Annotated in this window: 13 protein-coding genes; 5 read left to right on the top strand and 8 right to left on the bottom strand. The window is 45.5% G+C overall.

Annotated features, from left to right (window positions below; translation table 11 throughout):
- Positions 1-12: 12 nt before the first annotated feature.
- Both ligA and zipA read right to left on the bottom strand, forming a co-directional pair.
- Complete coding sequence (gene ligA, locus AK965_RS09095) at positions 13-2025, bottom strand: NAD-dependent DNA ligase LigA (protein WP_099079292.1); 2013 nt, start codon at positions 2023-2025, stop codon at positions 13-15.
- Between the two features lie 89 nt (positions 2026-2114).
- A complete protein-coding gene (gene zipA / locus AK965_RS09090; RefSeq protein WP_099079291.1) occupies positions 2115-3041 on the bottom strand; it encodes a cell division protein ZipA in 927 nt (308 codons plus the stop codon).
- 250 nt (positions 3042-3291) lie between these two features.
- Here zipA and cysZ point away from each other — a divergent pair, with 250 nt between their 5' ends.
- The 5 genes from cysZ (at position 3292) to crr (ending at position 8215) form a co-directional block, all read left to right on the top strand.
- Entirely contained in the window at positions 3292-4035 is a 744-nt protein-coding gene (gene cysZ, locus AK965_RS09085) for a sulfate transporter CysZ (RefSeq protein WP_099079358.1), read from the top strand.
- A 163-nt stretch (positions 4036-4198) separates the two neighbouring features.
- On the top strand, positions 4199-5167 hold the full coding sequence (gene cysK / locus AK965_RS09080; protein WP_099079290.1) for a cysteine synthase A: 969 nt from the start codon (positions 4199-4201) through the stop codon (positions 5165-5167).
- Between the two features lie 295 nt (positions 5168-5462).
- Positions 5463-5720: an HPr family phosphocarrier protein gene (locus AK965_RS09070; protein ID WP_099079289.1), complete on the top strand. Its 258-nt coding sequence runs from the start codon at positions 5463-5465 to the stop codon at positions 5718-5720.
- A 139-nt stretch (positions 5721-5859) separates the two neighbouring features.
- Complete coding sequence (gene ptsI / locus AK965_RS09065; RefSeq protein ID WP_099079288.1) at positions 5860-7584, top strand: phosphoenolpyruvate-protein phosphotransferase PtsI; 1725 nt, start codon at positions 5860-5862, stop codon at positions 7582-7584.
- Positions 7585-7705: 121 nt separating this feature from the next.
- Complete coding sequence (gene crr, locus AK965_RS09060) at positions 7706-8215, top strand: PTS glucose transporter subunit IIA (protein ID WP_099079287.1); 510 nt, start codon at positions 7706-7708, stop codon at positions 8213-8215.
- A 64-nt stretch (positions 8216-8279) separates the two neighbouring features.
- Here crr and AK965_RS09055 read toward each other — a convergent pair whose 3' ends face one another.
- The 6 genes from AK965_RS09055 to flgJ form a co-directional block, all read right to left on the bottom strand.
- Entirely contained in the window at positions 8280-9404 is a 1125-nt protein-coding gene (locus AK965_RS09055; protein ID WP_099079286.1) for a flagellin, read from the bottom strand.
- A 94-nt stretch (positions 9405-9498) separates the two neighbouring features.
- Positions 9499-10632 carry a flagellin gene (locus tag AK965_RS09050; protein WP_099079285.1) on the bottom strand — a complete coding sequence of 378 codons (1134 nt, stop codon included), beginning with the start codon at positions 10630-10632 and terminating at the stop codon, positions 9499-9501.
- A 618-nt stretch (positions 10633-11250) separates the two neighbouring features.
- Entirely contained in the window at positions 11251-12408 is a 1158-nt protein-coding gene (locus AK965_RS09040) for a flagellin (protein ID WP_099079284.1), read from the bottom strand.
- Between the two features lie 430 nt (positions 12409-12838).
- The gene (flgL, locus tag AK965_RS09035; protein ID WP_099079283.1) at positions 12839-14029 is read right to left on the bottom strand and encodes a flagellar hook-associated protein FlgL; all 1191 of its coding nucleotides are present in this window, start codon (positions 14027-14029) and stop codon (positions 12839-12841) included.
- Between the two features lie 12 nt (positions 14030-14041).
- The gene (flgK, locus tag AK965_RS09030; protein ID WP_099079282.1) at positions 14042-15958 is read right to left on the bottom strand and encodes a flagellar hook-associated protein FlgK; all 1917 of its coding nucleotides are present in this window, start codon (positions 15956-15958) and stop codon (positions 14042-14044) included.
- Positions 15959-16137: 179 nt separating this feature from the next.
- Positions 16138-17085: a flagellar assembly peptidoglycan hydrolase FlgJ gene (gene flgJ, locus AK965_RS09025; protein ID WP_099079281.1), complete on the bottom strand. Its 948-nt coding sequence runs from the start codon at positions 17083-17085 to the stop codon at positions 16138-16140.
- Between the last annotated feature and the right edge of the window lie 18 nt (positions 17086-17103).

The raw sequence follows: 17103 nt of genomic DNA, 5'->3' as shown, positions 1-17103 counted from the left end.
TCTTGACAAGAATTATTTCATCAAATCAAGTAAGTCTTGCTCGGTTTGAATCTCAATTCCAAGCTCTTGTGCTTTGGCAAGCTTAGAACCAGCATTTTCCCCAGCAAATAGAATATCGGTTTTCTTAGACACACTGCCCGTGACTTTTGCTCCTAGACTCTGTAGCGCCTCTTTTGCTTCCGAGCGACCCAACTGGGAAAGCGTTCCTGTTAACACAACCGTTTTACCGTCTAGCGGAAGTTCAACACCTTCCTGTGGCGCAGCGATTTCTGGCCAATTGATACCTTGTGCTAGCAAGTCTTGCACCACGGCTTGATTGTTCTCTTCACCAAAAAAGGTCGTAATGTGCTTCGCCACAACCACACCAATATCTTGCACTTCAACGAGCTGCTCTTGCGTAGCGACTTGAATGGCGTCAAGTGACTTGAAATGTTGTGCTAAGTTGGCAGCGGTCGCTTCACCGACCTCTCGAATGCCGAGCGAATACAAGAAACGTGGCAATGTGGTGAGTTTCGACTTTTCTAACGCATTGACAATGTTTGTCGCCGATTTAGGCCCCATACGATCCAGAACCGTCAACACGCCCGCAGATAACTTGAACAAATCTGCCGGTGTTTCGACCATTTCACGGTCGACTAACTGTTCGATCACCTTCTCTCCAAGTCCGTCGACATCGAGCGCTTTACGAGAAACAAAATGTTTTAGCGCTTCTTTACGTTGCGCTTGGCAAACAAGTCCCCCTGTACAACGTGTTACCGCTTCCCCTTCGATACGTTCAACGTGTGAACGACATACTGGACACAAATTAGGGAAGACAATTTCACGCGCTGATTCAGGTCGACGTTCTTTGATTACAGAAACCACCTGCGGAATGACATCGCCCGCACGGCGAATCACAACTTGGTCGCCAACCATCACTTGTAAACGTTCGATTTCGTCCGCATTGTGCAGTGTCGCATTACTTACAGTCACACCACCAACGAAAACAGGCTCAAGCTTAGCGACTGGGGTAATTGCACCGGTACGACCAACCTGAAACTCGACATCATTTAGGGTTGTGATCTCTTCTTGCGCGGGGAATTTGTAGGCAATTGCCCAACGTGGAGCACGAGCAACAAAACCGAGCCTCTCTTGAATCGCAATATCATCCACTTTGATAACCACACCATCAATTTCGTACGCTAGGGCTTCACGGCGTTCCAATATATCTTGATAGTAAACTTTGACATCATCTAGGTTACCTACACGCTTGGTTTCAGGGCACATGGGTAAGCCCCAAGATTTAATCTGTAGAAAGCGCTCATAGTGGCTGGCAGCCAACGTCGCCCCTTCCACAACCCCCACGCTGTAGGCATAAAAGCTTAACGGACGAGAGGCGGTAATGCGTGAGTCTAACTGACGCAAACTACCCGCAGCCGCATTTCTTGGGTTAACAAAAACTTTGTCACCTTTTTGACGAGCTAGCTCATTCAGTTTGTCAAACCCTGCTTTGGGCATAAATACTTCGCCACGTACTTCAAGGCGTGCTGGCCAGTCTTGCCCTTGTAGTTTAAGAGGAATCGCACTGATAGTACGCACATTCTCGGTAATGTTCTCACCCGTCGTACCATCACCGCGTGTCGCGGCTTGAACCAAAATACCATTTTCATACAGTAGACTAACTGCAAGGCCATCAAGCTTTGGCTCACAGCAGTACTGTTTGATGGTTTGTCCCGGAATTCGGTCTTGAGCACGCTTATGAAAACTGCCGAGCTCGCCATCATCAAACGCATTATCTAGCGACAACATCGGAACTTCGTGTGTCACTTGGCTGAATTCAGACAAAGGTTGACCACCTACGCGCTGGCTTGGTGAGTCAAGTGTGATCAGTTCTGGATGCTCGGCTTCAATATCCAGCAGTTCACGCATCATACGATCGTATTCTGCGTCAGGAATCTCTGGGTTATCTTCCACGTAGTAACGAACGGCGTGGTAATGCAACGACTCTTTTAGCTCTTCTAGTCGCTGAAGTACGGATTCAGACATATTAAAACCCCGTATATAGTCAATCAATGTCGTTGGAAATCTAAGAAAAAGGGCTCCTAACGGAGCCCTATCATTATTTGGTGCTAAGATTATGCGCTAGCGGTGGTAAACTCAACTATTTGACGGCGATAAGACGATAATCGATCAGGCGTCATTAAGTTTCGTTTGTCATCAAGTACATTACCGCCCATATCATCAGCGATTAACTGCGCTGTGCGAAGCATAAGGTTAAAGTTCTGATCAGCCTCACCATAACAAGGTAAAGTCATAAAGAAGGAAATACCTTTGGTGGTAAACTCAGCCGGGTCATTGTGTGCCAATGTACCAGGATGCATCATATTGGCGACACTAAAGAGCACTTTTCCATTGCCAGACAAATCTACATGGCGGTGGAATATGTCCATTTCACCATAGATCAAACCATTTTGTTGCATACTATCAAACAGTTTAGTGCCAACAAATGGCTCATCACCTGCGCAATGTACGTTTAGCACGATCACTTGCATTTCTGGCGCTGACTTCGGCTCTTCTGCTTGCTCTGCCTGCAGCGGAGTATCTTCAACCGGCGTCACTTCAAGTGGTTCGAAAACAGGTTCAATGATGCTCTCATCAACAACAGGCTGAATGGGCTCTTGCATCAGTGGCTCAATATCACTTTCTGCTTTGGTCGCAACAAATGCAGGGATGGCCTCTTCTTTTCGCTCTCTCTCTTTTTCATCAAGAACATCATCAATAAGAGGATCTGAAGCGAATTTGTTGTCAAATGAACTCTCTATTCCAAAATCTGGTTCTTTGCGATCTTTACGGATAATCTCAAAGTCATCTTCCGGCGCAGGAGCAAACTCACGCTCTAGTTCTTTATTTTCTCTATCCACTTGGTCAACATCCAACTTACCAAGTGGCTTGTTACCAAATTTTGCTTTGCCTTCTTTTTTACTGGTCCACAAACCGTGAAACAGCAATGCGGCGATGGCTAGTGCGCCAACGACAATGAGTACGAATCGCAATTCCTGCATTATTTACTCTCAATCTACTTGTTCTTGACTACTCGCCATTCCATGAGTAGCAACCCAAGTGCAATAAATCTGAATGATGCTTTACTTTACCAAAACTATATGTAGGTTTAGAACAACTTAATGTAAGAAGTTCCATTTTTTGTTGTGATACTTGCCACGATTCTACTTTACAAGCCCATTTTTGTTGGGCATTGAAAGAAAAGTAACCACAGGTACAATGAGTATTCACTCCCCAAAATACATAATGGATATGAAATTAAACAACCAGAAAAGAACCGGATTCGGTTATTTCCTATACGGAATGCAACTCGCACTCTCTCCAGAAATTAGACGTTTTGTCTTGCTCCCTCTACTGGCGAATGTCTTGCTTGTGGGCGGTGCCATCTTTTATCTATTTTTTCATTTAGACCGTTGGATTGAAGGGTGGATTGGCCAGCTTCCTGAGTTTCTGTCTTGGTTAACTTATATTCTGTGGCCAATCCTAGCTCTGACAATTCTCGCCGCTTTCTCCTATTTTTTCAGTACATTAGCAAACTTCATTGCTGCTCCGTTCAATGGTTTACTGGCTGAGAAAGTGGAAGAGTTACTAACAGGACAAAAAGTGAATGACGACGGCTTAACTGCACTGATTAAAGATGTGCCTCGAGTCATGGCCCGTGAATGGCGTAAACTCCTTTATGTATTGCCTAAAGCGATTGGACTATTCCTGCTTTTATTAATCCCTGCGTTAGGGCAAACCGTCGGGCCTTTCTTATGGTTTTTCTTTACTGCATGGATGCTAGCAATCCAATACTGTGATTATCCGTTTGATAATCATAAAATGCCATTCAATGACATGCGTTACAAGTTGAAACAAAAACAGGGTAAAGCGTATGGGTTCGGTGTGTTGGTTTCGGTCTTTACTACCATTCCAATCCTCAATCTTATCGTAATGCCTGTTGCGGTATGTGGTGCGACCGCTATGTGGGTGGCAGAGTTTAAGCATCAGCGGTAAACCAGATTTATACCAACCGGAGAGGATATGTATACCTCCCCGGTTATTTTGCATAATTCTCGATCAACCTCATAAGATATAACTTTTTAATCCTTTTCCCTTTTTTCCATACAGCATATTCTTCTAAACATATTTACAAATCGTGTAATGAAGGAACATCATTATGAGCAAGATCTACGAAGACAACTCTCTTACCATTGGTAATACCCCTCTCGTTCGCTTAAACAAAGTGAGCAATGGCAAGGTTCTCGCGAAAATCGAAGCGCGTAACCCAAGTTTCAGTGTGAAATGCCGTATCGGTGCAAACATGATATGGGAAGCAGAAAAAGCTGGCACACTAAAACCCGGGGTTGAACTCGTAGAACCGACAAGTGGTAATACCGGTATTGCGCTTGCATTCGTAGCAGCCGCTCGCGGTTATAAGCTAACGCTCACCATGCCAGAGTCAATGAGTCTTGAGCGCCGTAAACTGCTTAAAGCTCTCGGCGCAAACCTTGAACTTACTGAAGCCGCAAAAGGCATGAAAGGTGCGATTGCTAAAGCGGAAGAGATTGTCGCCAGTAACCCAGACAAATACCTACTTCTGCAACAATTCAACAACCCTGCCAACCCAGAAATTCACGAGAAGACGACTGGCCCAGAAATCTGGGAAGCCACTGACGGTGAAATCGATGTATTCGTCGCGGGAGTTGGTACTGGCGGTACGATCACAGGAACAAGCCGTTACATCAAAGGCGAGAAAGGCAAAGCCATCACCTCTGTCGCGGTTGAACCAGCAGAATCCCCTGTCATTGCACAAGCACTAGCAGGTGAAGAAATTCAACCAGCACCACACAAAATCCAAGGCATTGGCGCAGGGTTCATCCCCGGCAACCTAGATTTAGAGCTGATTGACCGCGTGGAGCAGGTAACCTCTGAAGAAGCGATTGAGATGGCTCGTCGCTTAATGTCTGAAGAAGGCATCCTTGCCGGCATCTCTTCAGGCGCAGCCGTTGTTGCAGCAAACCGCCTTGCAGAACTGCCTGAATTTGAAGGAAAAACTATCGTAACCGTCCTTCCAAGCTCTGGTGAACGCTACCTAAGTACTGCGCTATTTTCAGGCATCTTTACTGATAAAGAGAACCAACAGTAATATGTGGTCAAATCAATTTTTCGTTTAAAATAGCCCCGGTCAGGGGCTTTTTTGTTGATCCCTGCCTCACCTTTGGTAATATCAGGGCGTTTTATTTTAAGCTTCAAAATAAAGAAGCTAGACCAAAAAGGTTTCAAAGTTATTACGCACGCAAACAGTTGCGTAGTGACCAAACTTTTGACTAGTATCAATTCTGACGTGCTTGAACTCTCCCGCGGTAGCGCACAAGACATAAAGCAGTTAAGCTAGAATTTAGTCACAACTAACAAAAAATACATTTATTGGGGTATATCACATGTACGAGAAGCAAGTAGAAATCACTGCAGAAAACGGCCTTCACACTCGTCCAGCTGCACAGTTCGTTAAAGAAGCTAAAGCATTCGACGCAGACATCACTGTGACTTCTAACGGTAAAAGCGCTAGCGCTAAGAGCCTTTTCAAACTACAAACACTAGGCCTAGTAAAAGGCACACTAGTGACTATCTCAGCTGAAGGCCCACAAGCTCAACAAGCTGTAGACCACCTAGTTGCTCTAATGGACGAGCTACACTAATCCGGTCTCCTATTTCAGAAGCCATTTTGTGCAAGCAAAATGGCTTTGTTGGAAATAGACTCAAAACTAAGCTAAAACTATTCGTTAGCGCACCCATTATTCTCCCGTTTTATAAAGTTGACCAACTTAAGGTAAAGCTATGATTTCAGGCATCCTAGCATCTCCTGGTATTGCAATCGGTAAAGCACTACTACTTCAAGAAGATGAAATTGTCCTAAACACAAACACTATTTCTGATGATCAAGTAGAAGCAGAAGTTGCACGTTTCTTTGACGCTCGTAACAAATCATCTGCTCAACTAGAAACTATCAAGCAAAAAGCGCTTGAAACGTTTGGTGAAGAAAAAGAAGCGATCTTTGAAGGTCACATCATGCTTCTTGAAGACGAAGAGCTAGAAGAGGAAATCCTAGCCCTGATCAAAAACGACAAAATGTCTGCTGATAACGCAATCTACACCGTTATCGAAGAGCAAGCATGTGCTCTAGAATCTCTTGACGACGAATACCTAAAGGAACGTGCAACAGATATTCGCGATATCGGTTCACGCTTCGTTAAAAATGCTCTAGGCATCAACATTGTGTCTCTAAGTGACATCAATGAAGAAGTTATCCTAGTAGCATACGACCTAACGCCATCTGAAACAGCACAAATCAACCTAGACTACGTTCTTGGTTTTGCTTGTGACATCGGCGGTCGTACTTCTCACACTTCAATTATGGCTCGCTCTCTTGAGCTTCCAGCAATCGTTGGTACTAACGACATCACAAAACAAGTTAAGAACGGCGACATGCTGATCCTTGACGCGATGAACAACAAGATTGTTATCAACCCTTCTGAGCAAGAAATCGCTGATGCAAAAGCAGTTAAAGCGGCATTCATTGCAGAAAAAGAAGAGTTAGCGAAGCTAAAAGACCTACACGCAGAGACTCTAGACGGTCACCGCGTAGAAGTGTGCGGCAACATCGGTACGGTAAAAGACTGTGACGGTATCATCCGTAACGGCGGTGAAGGCGTTGGTCTGTACCGTACAGAGTTCCTATTTATGGACCGTGATGCGCTTCCAACGGAAGATGAGCAATACCAAGCTTACAAAGAAGTTGCTGAAGCAATGAACGGTGAAGCTGTGATCATCCGTACTATGGATATCGGCGGCGACAAAGATCTTCCATACATGGATCTTCCAAAAGAGATGAACCCATTCCTAGGCTGGCGTGCAGTACGTATCAGCTTAGATCGTCGTGAAATTCTACGTGATCAGCTACGTGGCATCCTACGTGCGTCTGCACACGGTAAGCTACGTATCATGTTCCCAATGATCATCTCTGTTGAAGAAATCCGTGAGCTTAAGAAAGCAATCGAAGAATACAAAGCAGAGCTACGCGCTGAAGGCCATGCATTCGACGAAAACATCGAAATCGGTGTAATGGTTGAAACTCCAGCTGCAGCAGCTATCGCGCACCACCTAGCGAAGGAAGTGGCTTTCTTCTCTATCGGTACCAACGACCTGACTCAGTACACGCTAGCCGTTGACCGTGGTAACGAGATGATTTCTCATCTTTACAACCCACTATCACCAGCAGTACTGACTGTTATCAAACAAGTTATCGACGCGTCTCACGCGGAAGGTAAATGGACAGGCATGTGTGGTGAGCTAGCAGGCGATGAGCGTGCAACACTTCTACTTCTTGGTATGGGGCTAGATGAGTTCTCTATGAGCGGCATCTCTATCCCAACCGTGAAGAAAGTGATCCGTAACGCTAACTTCGCAGAAGTAAAAGCGATGGCGGAAGAAGCATTGGCTCTACCAACAGCTGCAGAAATCGAAGCCGTTGTAGAAAAGTTCATTGCTGAAAAAACTCAGTAATCGCTAGTACCAGGTTATTCAATACTTAATGGTCATTAGGCGGCGAAAAAAGTCGTCTAATGAACGTTATTGGTATACTATAATTCGACAGAATAAAATCAAACCTTAGGAGCATGACACAATGGGTCTGTTTGACAAACTTAAGAAGCTTGTATCTGATGACAGCGCTGCCGCTGGTGCAATCGAAATCATCGCGCCACTTTCTGGTGAAATCGTGAACATCGAAGATGTGCCAGATGTTGTTTTCGCTGAAAAGATCGTTGGTGATGGTATTGCTATCAAGCCTGCAGGCAACAAAATGGTAGCTCCTGTAAACGGTACTATCGGTAAGATCTTCGAAACTAACCACGCATTCTCTATCGAGTCTGACGACGGTGTTGAGCTTTTCGTTCACTTCGGTATCGATACTGTTGAACTTAAAGGCGAAGGCTTCACGCGTATCGCTGAAGAAGGTCAAACTGTCAAAGCTGGCGACACTGTAATCGAATTCGATCTAGCTCTACTAGAAGAGAAAGCGAAATCGACTCTTACTCCAGTTGTTATCTCTAACATGGACGAAATCAAAGAGCTGAACAAGCTTACTGGTTCTGTAACTGTTGGTGAAACTCCAGTACTACGTGTAACTAAGTAATCACTACTTAGCTCAGCACGAAAAAACGCTGCCAATGGCAGCGTTTTTTATTTTCTAAAATTGATTAGTTGAGTAACCCCAACGCCTCCCTTGGCCTTTGCTTTGCTTGTGCCAATAACGCGCTTGTCGCATCTTGTAAGACTTGAGAACGCACCATCTCCGTTGACTCCCGAGCAAAATCGGTATCGCGTATCCGGCCTTTTGATTCAGTCACACTGCGGTTAACCGTGTTTAAGTTATCCATAGCACTGCTGACGCGATTTTGAAATCCACCGATTTCGCTTCGGTCTGAATCGACATACTTAATTGCCGCATCGATCACCCCAATAGAAAGCTGTGCGCCTCCAACGGTTGACATGTTGATGTCATCCATCGTCACCAGCACGCCTGAGCTCACATCAAGCTCATCAGCTAGACTTCCGGTCAGCTTAAGCCCTTCGGGGGTGTTCAATGTAGAGGAAAAGAATTGCAGCTCGTTGTCCTCAGTCACCGACACACTCACCGCCGATTGCTGGGCATTAATATAGGTCGCCACTTGCTCTATACGGTCACCCAACTTAAGCATAATAGACTCATTTTGGCTCTGGCCGGCACTGTCTTGATATTCAAATACGAGCGTTTGATTGTCTTTGGTAACTCGCCAGTCCTTATCGATGGCATCCCCAATATAATGTTGACCGCCCATCTCGGGGATATGGTTACGCATGTTTTTAAGAGTCAGAGAAATCGAATTAGCATTCGCCCCAATATGGAAACTTTGCGATCCGTAGGAGCCATCAAACAAGTTCTTGTCGCCAAATGTCGTCGTGATCGCAAGACGTTCAAGCTCATCTTGTAGCGCGATGACTTCGTATTGAATACTTTGCCGATCACTTGAATCGTGACTGCCGTTTGCCGCTTGAAGCCCGAGAGAGCGTAAGCGTTGCAAAACCTCGCTACTCTCATGCAAAGCACCTTCCGCCGTTTGTGCGACAGAATAAGCGTCATGTGCATTTCTCAACGCAACATCAAGCCCTCTCGTTTGAACATTCAGAGTATTGGAAATCTGTAAACCAGCAGCATCGTCACTGGCCGAATTAATCCGATAGCCAGAAGTCAGATTGCGTTGTGACTCAATGCTTTGCTCAGCTGCATGGCTGAGATGCCGCTGCGTCATCATCGCCGTAATATTGGTATTTAGAGAGACCATTTAATCGAAATAAACGCCTTGCACCATTCACTTATTAGCTTGAAGCAAAAAGCCAGGAATAAACCTGGCTTTGGTATCTTTCGTATGACGTCGGTTAACCTAGCAGACTTAACGCTGAGTTTGGCGCTTGTTTCGCTTGCGCAAGGATAGAGCTTGATGCTTGCGATAGAATTTGTGACTTCGTCATTTGAGTCGTTTCTTTCGCAAAGTCAGTATCTTTGATTCGGCTCTTCGACGCATTCACGTTCTCGTTGATGTTGTCTAGGTTGTTAATTGCATGGTCGAAACGGTTTTGGAAGGCACCTAGCTCTGCGCGGTGGCTATCAACATATTTTAATGCAGCATCGACAATAGCCACTGATTCTTGTGCACCACCAACCGACGTTACGTCGATGGTATCAACGGTTACGTTTTTACCTTCACCGAAACCGAGTTCACCCGATAGACCACCAGAGAAAGAAACTTCGCTATCTACCTTGTTGTTACCAGCAAAAACCTGCAGTTTGCCATCTTGGTCTACCGATGCTTTTACTAGATCTGTTTGACCGTTGATGTAGGTTGCTAGCTCTTCGATGTCATCGCCCGCTTTCGCGCTGATGTTGATTTCTTGCTCTTGACCAAAACTATCCGTTAGGCTTATTTTTAGGTCGTTTTTACCTTCAGCAACGTTCCAGTTTTTGTCTTTGCCATTTTCAGCCTGGTAGCTTACGCCACCCATCATTTTGTTGTCTGAACGCATGTCTTTTAGCTCAAGCATCACGGCTTCACCGTTGTCTGCGCCAATTTGGAAGGCTTTTGAACCGTGAGTACCGTTTAGCAGTTTATTACCACCAAAAGACGTGGTTTCAGCGATACGGTTAAGCTCATCGTTGAGTGCTGTGACTTCTTCTTGAATCGCCACACGATCAGCTTTTGAGTTTGAGCCGTTTGCTGACTGTAGAGAAAGGTCACGCATGCGTTGCAGAATGTTCGTCGTCTCGTTCATTGCACCTTCAGCGGTTTGAGCAATTGAGATGCCGTCGTTCGCATTGCGAACCGCTACATCAAGACCACGGCTTTGTACGTTCAAGCGGTTCGAGATTTGCAGACCCGCAGCGTCGTCTTTAGCGCTGTTAATTTTGAAACCCGAAGACAAACGCTCCATTGAAATTTGCTGTGCTGAGCTTGCGCTATTTAGGTAACGCTGAGCCGTCATTGCTGATACGTTGGTGTTTACATTCACTGCCATGGTGATTTCTCCAATTGATTTTCCGTTGGTGCGGTTTCCGACGTCTCGGAAAACCAAGTAGTTCTCTCAAAGTTACTTTTTTTAACGACACCAAATACAGAAGCTTTAGATAAATTTTCAAAAAAGTGAAATAGTGAGACTTAGCTAGAAAAATTGAAGAAAAATAAATAAAAGTGCTCAAGTTTCTCCGACTTAAGCCGAGTGACGAAAATCGAACACAACACAGCCGTTATCCTTTCAAAAGTCGTCAGTTCGAGATAACAAAAGAAAGGTTATATGCTGGGTAACGTCAAACAGCTTAGTTCTACAAAAATGGCTTGGTTTGCAACCGCGACAGCGACTTGAATCCCGCCTATTAAAGAGAAGCTTGGGTATAGAAGGAATTAGAAAAGAAAAAGCCCCTTTTCCTTTGAGAGAACTGGGGCTGGGTTGGTAGCCAGAGCCAATGTGGAGATCAAGAGAAATGAACACATTTCCGGCACACCGGGTGCAACCCTACACGAAAAATGATTGGCAGGTGAGAGATGAGAGAGCCGCTCATTTCGTTTTAGTAAGGTTGCTTGCCAATAACCTGCATTTGCATCCACGTCTGAATGGCGAACATGCGGGCTAGGTAAACTACTGCAATAGTGTCATCGCAGAGTTTGGCAATTGTTTTGCTTGAGCAAGAATCGAAGTACCTGCCTGTTGCAAAATTTGGGCTTTGGTCATTTGCGTGGTTTCTTTCGCAAAGTCTGTATCTTTAATTCGACTGTTCGACGCATCCACGTTCTCTTGGATGTTGGCCAAGTTGTTAATGCTATGGCTCAGGCGGTTTTGCTTCGCACCCAAATCTGCACGTTGGGCATCCACATACTTCAGTGCCGAGTCCAAAACTGCAACCGCATTCTGAGAGCTTTGAACGCTTGTCATATCGATGTCTTGCACCAGTGACTGGATGCCTTCATCACTCAAACCTAACTCAGAGGCAAGTCTGCCGGAAATAGAGATGTCGCCTTGAACGTTTGGATGAGCGACAAAAATTTGCAGCTTGCCATCTTCACTTACCGATGCGTTAATTTTATTGTCTGATTGGCCATTGATGTACGTTGCCAACTCTTCAATATCATCACCTGCTTTAGCGTTAATACTGATTTCGAGATCAGTCACATTCCCGTCTTCATCTTCGCCTAAACCGGGAAGGGCAATCAATAAGTCGGATTTCGTCGGGTCAACTTGCCAGTCTTTACTTTTCTTGTTTTCAGACAAGAATGTTAAACCGCCCATTCGCTCGTCGTCCGCTCGGATACTCGTCAAGGCCATCACCATCGCCTCACCAGAGTTGGAGCCGATTTGGAATGCTGCATCACCAAATGAACCATTAAGCAATCGGCGGCCACCGAACGAGGTCGTTTCAGCAATACGGTTCAGCTCATCAATCAACGCCATCGATTCTTCGTTAATTGCCTGACGCTCTGCAGAAGAGTTAGTGCCGTTTGATGACTGTAAAGCGAGATCACGCATACGTTGCATCACAGACGTTGCCTCATTCATCGCACCTTCAGCCGTCTGAGCAATCGAAATACCGTCATTGGCATTACGCATTGCCACATCAAGACCACGAGACTGTGCCGTTAGACGGTTCGAGATCTGCAAACCTGCCGCGTCGTCTTTTGCACTGTTAATTCTGTGACCTGAAGACAGGCGCTCCATCGAGGTGTTTAATTCACCGGTCGCCTTGTTCAAATAACGCTGTGCCGTCATTGCTGCAACGTTAGTATTTACAGTTACTGTCATTCTGCTCTCCCTATGAGTTCGCAAGCTCATGCGAAGCGGCCAGCTTTACTCTCATTTGGATAAGCACTGACCGTATAAATTACTGACTAAATCTGCCCAAAGGCAGGGTTTAGAATCTCGTAAACCTATTCTGATTTCTTTAATACAATTAGTGTGCCAACTAATCAAAAAACGCACACTAGATATAAAAGCTTATTAATCAATAGCTTAATCATTAGGTAATGACTTAAATACATCCACACACCACAAATGCGCAACCCTAGGATCACAGTTTCATCGTTGCCGCATGATTTGCCCACTTAGGTCATTGCCGCCTTCGGTAAAAATATGCCGCAGGTACATCATCAACTACCGCTCAATCGTAACTCTTGCGCTTAAGGCGTTGCACATAAGGCTTGAGGTTAAGTAACTGAATATGCGGCAGTCAAAGCTAGATGTAGTTAAACAACGTCAAGTCTTTGGTTTTTCCAAAAGCCTGTTGAGACGCTTGCAACGCTCGTGAATTCTCACTGAATTCAATCACCGCTTTGGAGTAGTCTAAGTCCTCAAAGTTGCTCTTTGCTTTTGCCAAAGACAAATTAAAGTCTTCGTGGTTTTGCTCTTGAATATCGAGCGTACTTAGCTTGGCACCAACATCCGTTCTAACCTTGTTCATATGAACAAACGCAGCGCGAAACTCTTCTGTCATTTGATGCAGTTTTGCCGTTGCAGATGCATCTGATACCGAACTCTCTGACCATTGCATGGTTTTTTTAAACGAGTCAAAGATACTAAAGGTTTTTCTTGGCTCAAGAGTCAGACTGTCGCCCGCAGTGACCTGCCCTTTAAGCTGAATGTTGACACCCTCATATAAAATGCCATCAACCGGAGAGTAATCGTCCACTTGCACGACACTGCCGTTTTTTTCCAACTGGTAGCCAAACTTGCCATTACTCATATCAACAAACGTGATCTTGTAGTTAGATTCGTCGCGTGAGCGGGTCAATGCCTGGGAAAGCAGCAGTTCAGAGCCATCTTTTAAGTCATACTGAGGTTCAAAATCACCAAACGGATTGGGCACCTGTGTGAACAAATGATTGCCTGGATAGTTAACCCCCAACTCAATGTTGTTGGCGATCTTCATCTTACGTTGGTAATCATCGCCGGTGTACAACACACTGCCATCATAATCACGGAAGAATGGTTGGTTCTTTGGTTTCGTGCCAGCAAACACATAGTTGCCCGACTCATCTTGAGTGTTGGTTAAGGCCAAAAAGTTATCGGCAATTTCTTCTAGCTCACGCTTTTTCGCCGCACGATCTTCCGTAGAGAAGGAGCCGTTGATCATTTCCATCGCAATACGTTTCGATTCATCGGTAAATTCCTCGGCACTCGCAATCACAACTTCTTGGTTTTCTAAACGGTTACGTACGAGCACTATCGCATCAAGATACTGTTTTAGCTGCTCTTCTTGTTGTCCAATACTTTGAATATAGTGGGTTGCTAGAGGATCATCGCTCGGTTTCATAAGCTGCTTACCCGACGCGAGTTGCGCCTGGTTGTGGTGCACTTTGTTTTCCTGACGACGCAAATCATTTTGCACCGATTGGTAATTATGGAAGCTAGAAATACGGGTTAACATCTACGGCCTCCTCTAGCGCAGTTGCAGGATGGTGTTAAAGGTATCATTCGCCGCTTGCATGACTCGTGAAGACGCCATATACGCCTGCTGAAACTTCATCATATTCGCGGCTTCTTCATCCAGGTTTACCCCTGATATCGAGGCTACACGCTCCTGCGCAGCTTCGCTCTCCAACCTTGTGACATCACTTAAACGCGACGCCGTTGACGTTTTCAATCCTACGTCCGTATTCAAGTTAAAGTACACGCTCAGAATCGTCGACTCGTTACCATTCATCTTTTTGTCTGTCTGAATGTTTTGCATCTTACGTAAGTTGCCGTTGTCACCTTCAGAAGGCACTAAGTTCGCAGTAAATTTATCATTCGCCAACGCGCCAAGACTCAATTCAAATACCGTCTCAGCGCCGTTTTTGTAACTTGGGTGATTACTCGGTAGAGAGATCGATACTGGTCCCGTTGGTGGATATGGCTGCGGTGCCATGACGACATTGCCTTGGGTATCCGTAACCGCAAATTGATCGCCAGTTGGGGATACCACAACTTCAAACTCACGCAGATCTCCGGCATTGATGATTTCGAATGTTGCATGACCTTGAGCAAACGTCGTCGAGGCTTCATAACTTTGTGCCGCAATCGCTTTTGGATCCGTCGTCTCAACTTTCATTTGTGCAGCGCTGCTGCGAGTTGGGCGCAGTAGAACCTGTTCACCCACTTTTGGTTCGTTACGCACTTCCACCCGCATACCATCAAGATAAAAAGCATTGCCCGAGGAATTTGCGTCAACTTTCACGGTTTCGCCATTTGGCTTGGTCACGCTGTAGCGGTCGCCATCATAGCGCAGTGAATATTCACCGCCCTTCAACGCACTAATGTTGTCGATATAGACGGCCATATCCGCTGTGGATTGGGGGCCCGTAATAACTCGTGATTGAGCCAGTTCTTCTGAGTTCACATCGGTAAACAACGGGTCGCCGACATTGCCGTTATGATCCAAACCCTGCGATTGAAGATGGTTGATTTCACTAGAGAGTCCTGTAGCAAGACGACCAAGCTCATCCATCACTTGTGGAATGTGCTCGTCGCGCATCTTTAACATCGCGCCAATTTTTCCGTCAATATCATCCGCTTTGATCGCTTTGATGCCACCGCCTTCTACCATCGCAAGGCGACGTTGGTGTACATCTGGAGAGCCATCAATCATCTTAAGTTGGCTGGCTTCTGTGCCTGAAACGAGCGTATGACCATTGCCAATATGGACGTTGAAGCCTTCCGAGTTTTTGCGCGGTGTGACCGTTACTTTGGTGTATTCGGAAAGCTCTTTGACCAATTTTTCGTGTTGGTCCATCAAATCATTGTGAGGGCCTGGAGTGCGCATCATTAAGCGGTGCATATCACGGATTTCAACCGCCAGTTGGTTCACGCGCTCAATCCCCATATCCAGCGATTTGTTCGTCACATCTGATTGCTGGCGCACAGTCTCATGAAATTCGTTTAGGGTATCACTCAGTAGCTTGGCTTTTTCCAATACGACTTTACGTGCGCCCATATCATTTGGGGTATCCGCCATGGTTTTCACCGCATCAAACCATTCATTGAGGTTCTCTGGGATTTTCTTCGATGCCACCGATGACAACATGCTTGAAAGCAAATCAAGATTTTTTTCGTTGTCGAGCTTATTCGCATAGTTAGTGGTGGAGAGGTTAAGCTCTTTCACGGCAAACTCATCCCAAGAGCGGCGAACATTTTCCACATGCACGCCCATGCCGTAGGTAGAACCACCAAATTGACGCGGATCGTTGGTGCCTTGTATGACAGACTGACGGCTGTAACCTTCTGTATTAGCATTAGAAATGTTATGACCAGTCGTATTTAACTGTCTCTGAGCAGTAAGCACACTTTGAGTACCTACATTCAGAAGATCTGACGCCATACATGCCCCCAAAAACGAAATAAAATCGGTATTAACCGATCACCTAATTAGAAATTAGCAAAAGGTGTGCCAATTTATATAGGAGGTTCAACAGCTAAAAAGAAAGGCTTGCGATTGGGCAAGCCTTAGGGAAATTGAATGTGACAATATCGAAGATATATCGCCGTTAAAAACGTGAGTTACATGCTTTCGATTTTTTTCTTCACTTGCAGAACTTTGTCCGCGTAGTTAGGGTCCGTTGCGTAACCTGCGTTATGTATGCCACGAATAAATGCTTCAGAGCCACCACCTTGCTGAAGTGCGGTCTCGTAACGAGGATTATCACTCAAAAAACGGACATAATCATTAAAGCTGTCTTGGTAGCTAGAGTAAGCGCGAAAGGCCGCAGTCTCTTTCACTGGGGTATTATCATGAAACTCCAGTGTCTGGGTGGTAACTTTGTCACCCTGCCAACTACGATCCGCTTTGATGTTGAACAGGTTGTTACTGCTGCCACGTGCGTTTTGCACCACCTTTTGTCCCCAACCCGTTTCTAGAGCGGCTTGAGCAAGCAATAATGAAGGCTCAACACCTAATGCTTTTGCCGCACGATCTGCGTATGGCTTCATCGAATTAACGAAAGATTCAGGTGTATCAAAACGAGATGGTTCTGACTCCGGGCGCGCAATGTCTAACCCAGAGCGAGACAGTTGACCGGATTCGATCAAGCGTTGTTCAATTTCACGCGCTTTCTTCGGATCCACACGACGGTATTCCACCGCATTGTTTACCGCATCGCGCATTGCCGTTTCACTCTTGTCGTTGCTCTGACCAACCGTCAACTGCTGAACAATCATGTCAGCCAAGCCCATTGAACCAGACGCACTCAACTCACTGGCCATCTGCTCATCCAGCATTTGACGATAAAACTTTTCATTTTGACTGTTCATGAAATTTGATTCGAAGCCTTCATTGGCTTCGCGCATCGATTTTAGCATCATCGAAGTAAAGATAGATTCAAACTGACGAGCCGCAGCGCGCAGCGCTTCTTGTTCACCCTCTTTGCCTTCTTTTACTGCCTTTTGACGCAGTGAATCTAGCGAGCTGATGTCATGAATAAAGCCGATATCGTTAGGATTGTTTACCACCGTTCACCTCCTAATCGA

Source organism: Vibrio sp. PID17_43, assembly GCF_002608565.1.
GTDB lineage: Bacteria > Pseudomonadota > Gammaproteobacteria > Enterobacterales > Vibrionaceae > Vibrio.
This window is presented reverse-complemented; position numbering and strand designations above follow the sequence as displayed.

Excerpts from the sequence above, each read along its gene's own strand:
- ptsI (WP_099079288.1), top strand. The coding sequence starts at position 5,860 with ATGATTTCAGGCATCCTAGCATCTCCTGGTATTGCAATCGGTAAAGCA.
- AK965_RS09070 (WP_099079289.1), top strand. The coding sequence starts at position 5,463 with ATGTACGAGAAGCAAGTAGAAATCACTGCAGAAAACGGCCTTCACACT.
- flgL (WP_099079283.1), bottom strand. The coding sequence starts at position 14,029 with ATGTTAACCCGTATTTCTAGCTTCCATAATTACCAATCGGTGCAAAAT.
- cysZ (WP_099079358.1), top strand. The coding sequence starts at position 3,292 with ATGAAATTAAACAACCAGAAAAGAACCGGATTCGGTTATTTCCTATAC.
- cysK (WP_099079290.1), top strand. The coding sequence starts at position 4,199 with ATGAGCAAGATCTACGAAGACAACTCTCTTACCATTGGTAATACCCCT.
- AK965_RS09055 (WP_099079286.1), bottom strand. The coding sequence starts at position 9,404 with ATGGTCTCTCTAAATACCAATATTACGGCGATGATGACGCAGCGGCAT.
- ligA (WP_099079292.1), bottom strand. The coding sequence starts at position 2,025 with ATGTCTGAATCCGTACTTCAGCGACTAGAAGAGCTAAAAGAGTCGTTG.
- AK965_RS09050 (WP_099079285.1), bottom strand. The coding sequence starts at position 10,632 with ATGGCAGTGAATGTAAACACCAACGTATCAGCAATGACGGCTCAGCGT.
- flgK (WP_099079282.1), bottom strand. The coding sequence starts at position 15,958 with ATGGCGTCAGATCTTCTGAATGTAGGTACTCAAAGTGTGCTTACTGCT.
- crr (WP_099079287.1), top strand. The coding sequence starts at position 7,706 with ATGGGTCTGTTTGACAAACTTAAGAAGCTTGTATCTGATGACAGCGCT.
- AK965_RS09040 (WP_099079284.1), bottom strand. The coding sequence starts at position 12,408 with ATGACAGTAACTGTAAATACTAACGTTGCAGCAATGACGGCACAGCGT.
- zipA (WP_099079291.1), bottom strand. The coding sequence starts at position 3,041 with ATGCAGGAATTGCGATTCGTACTCATTGTCGTTGGCGCACTAGCCATC.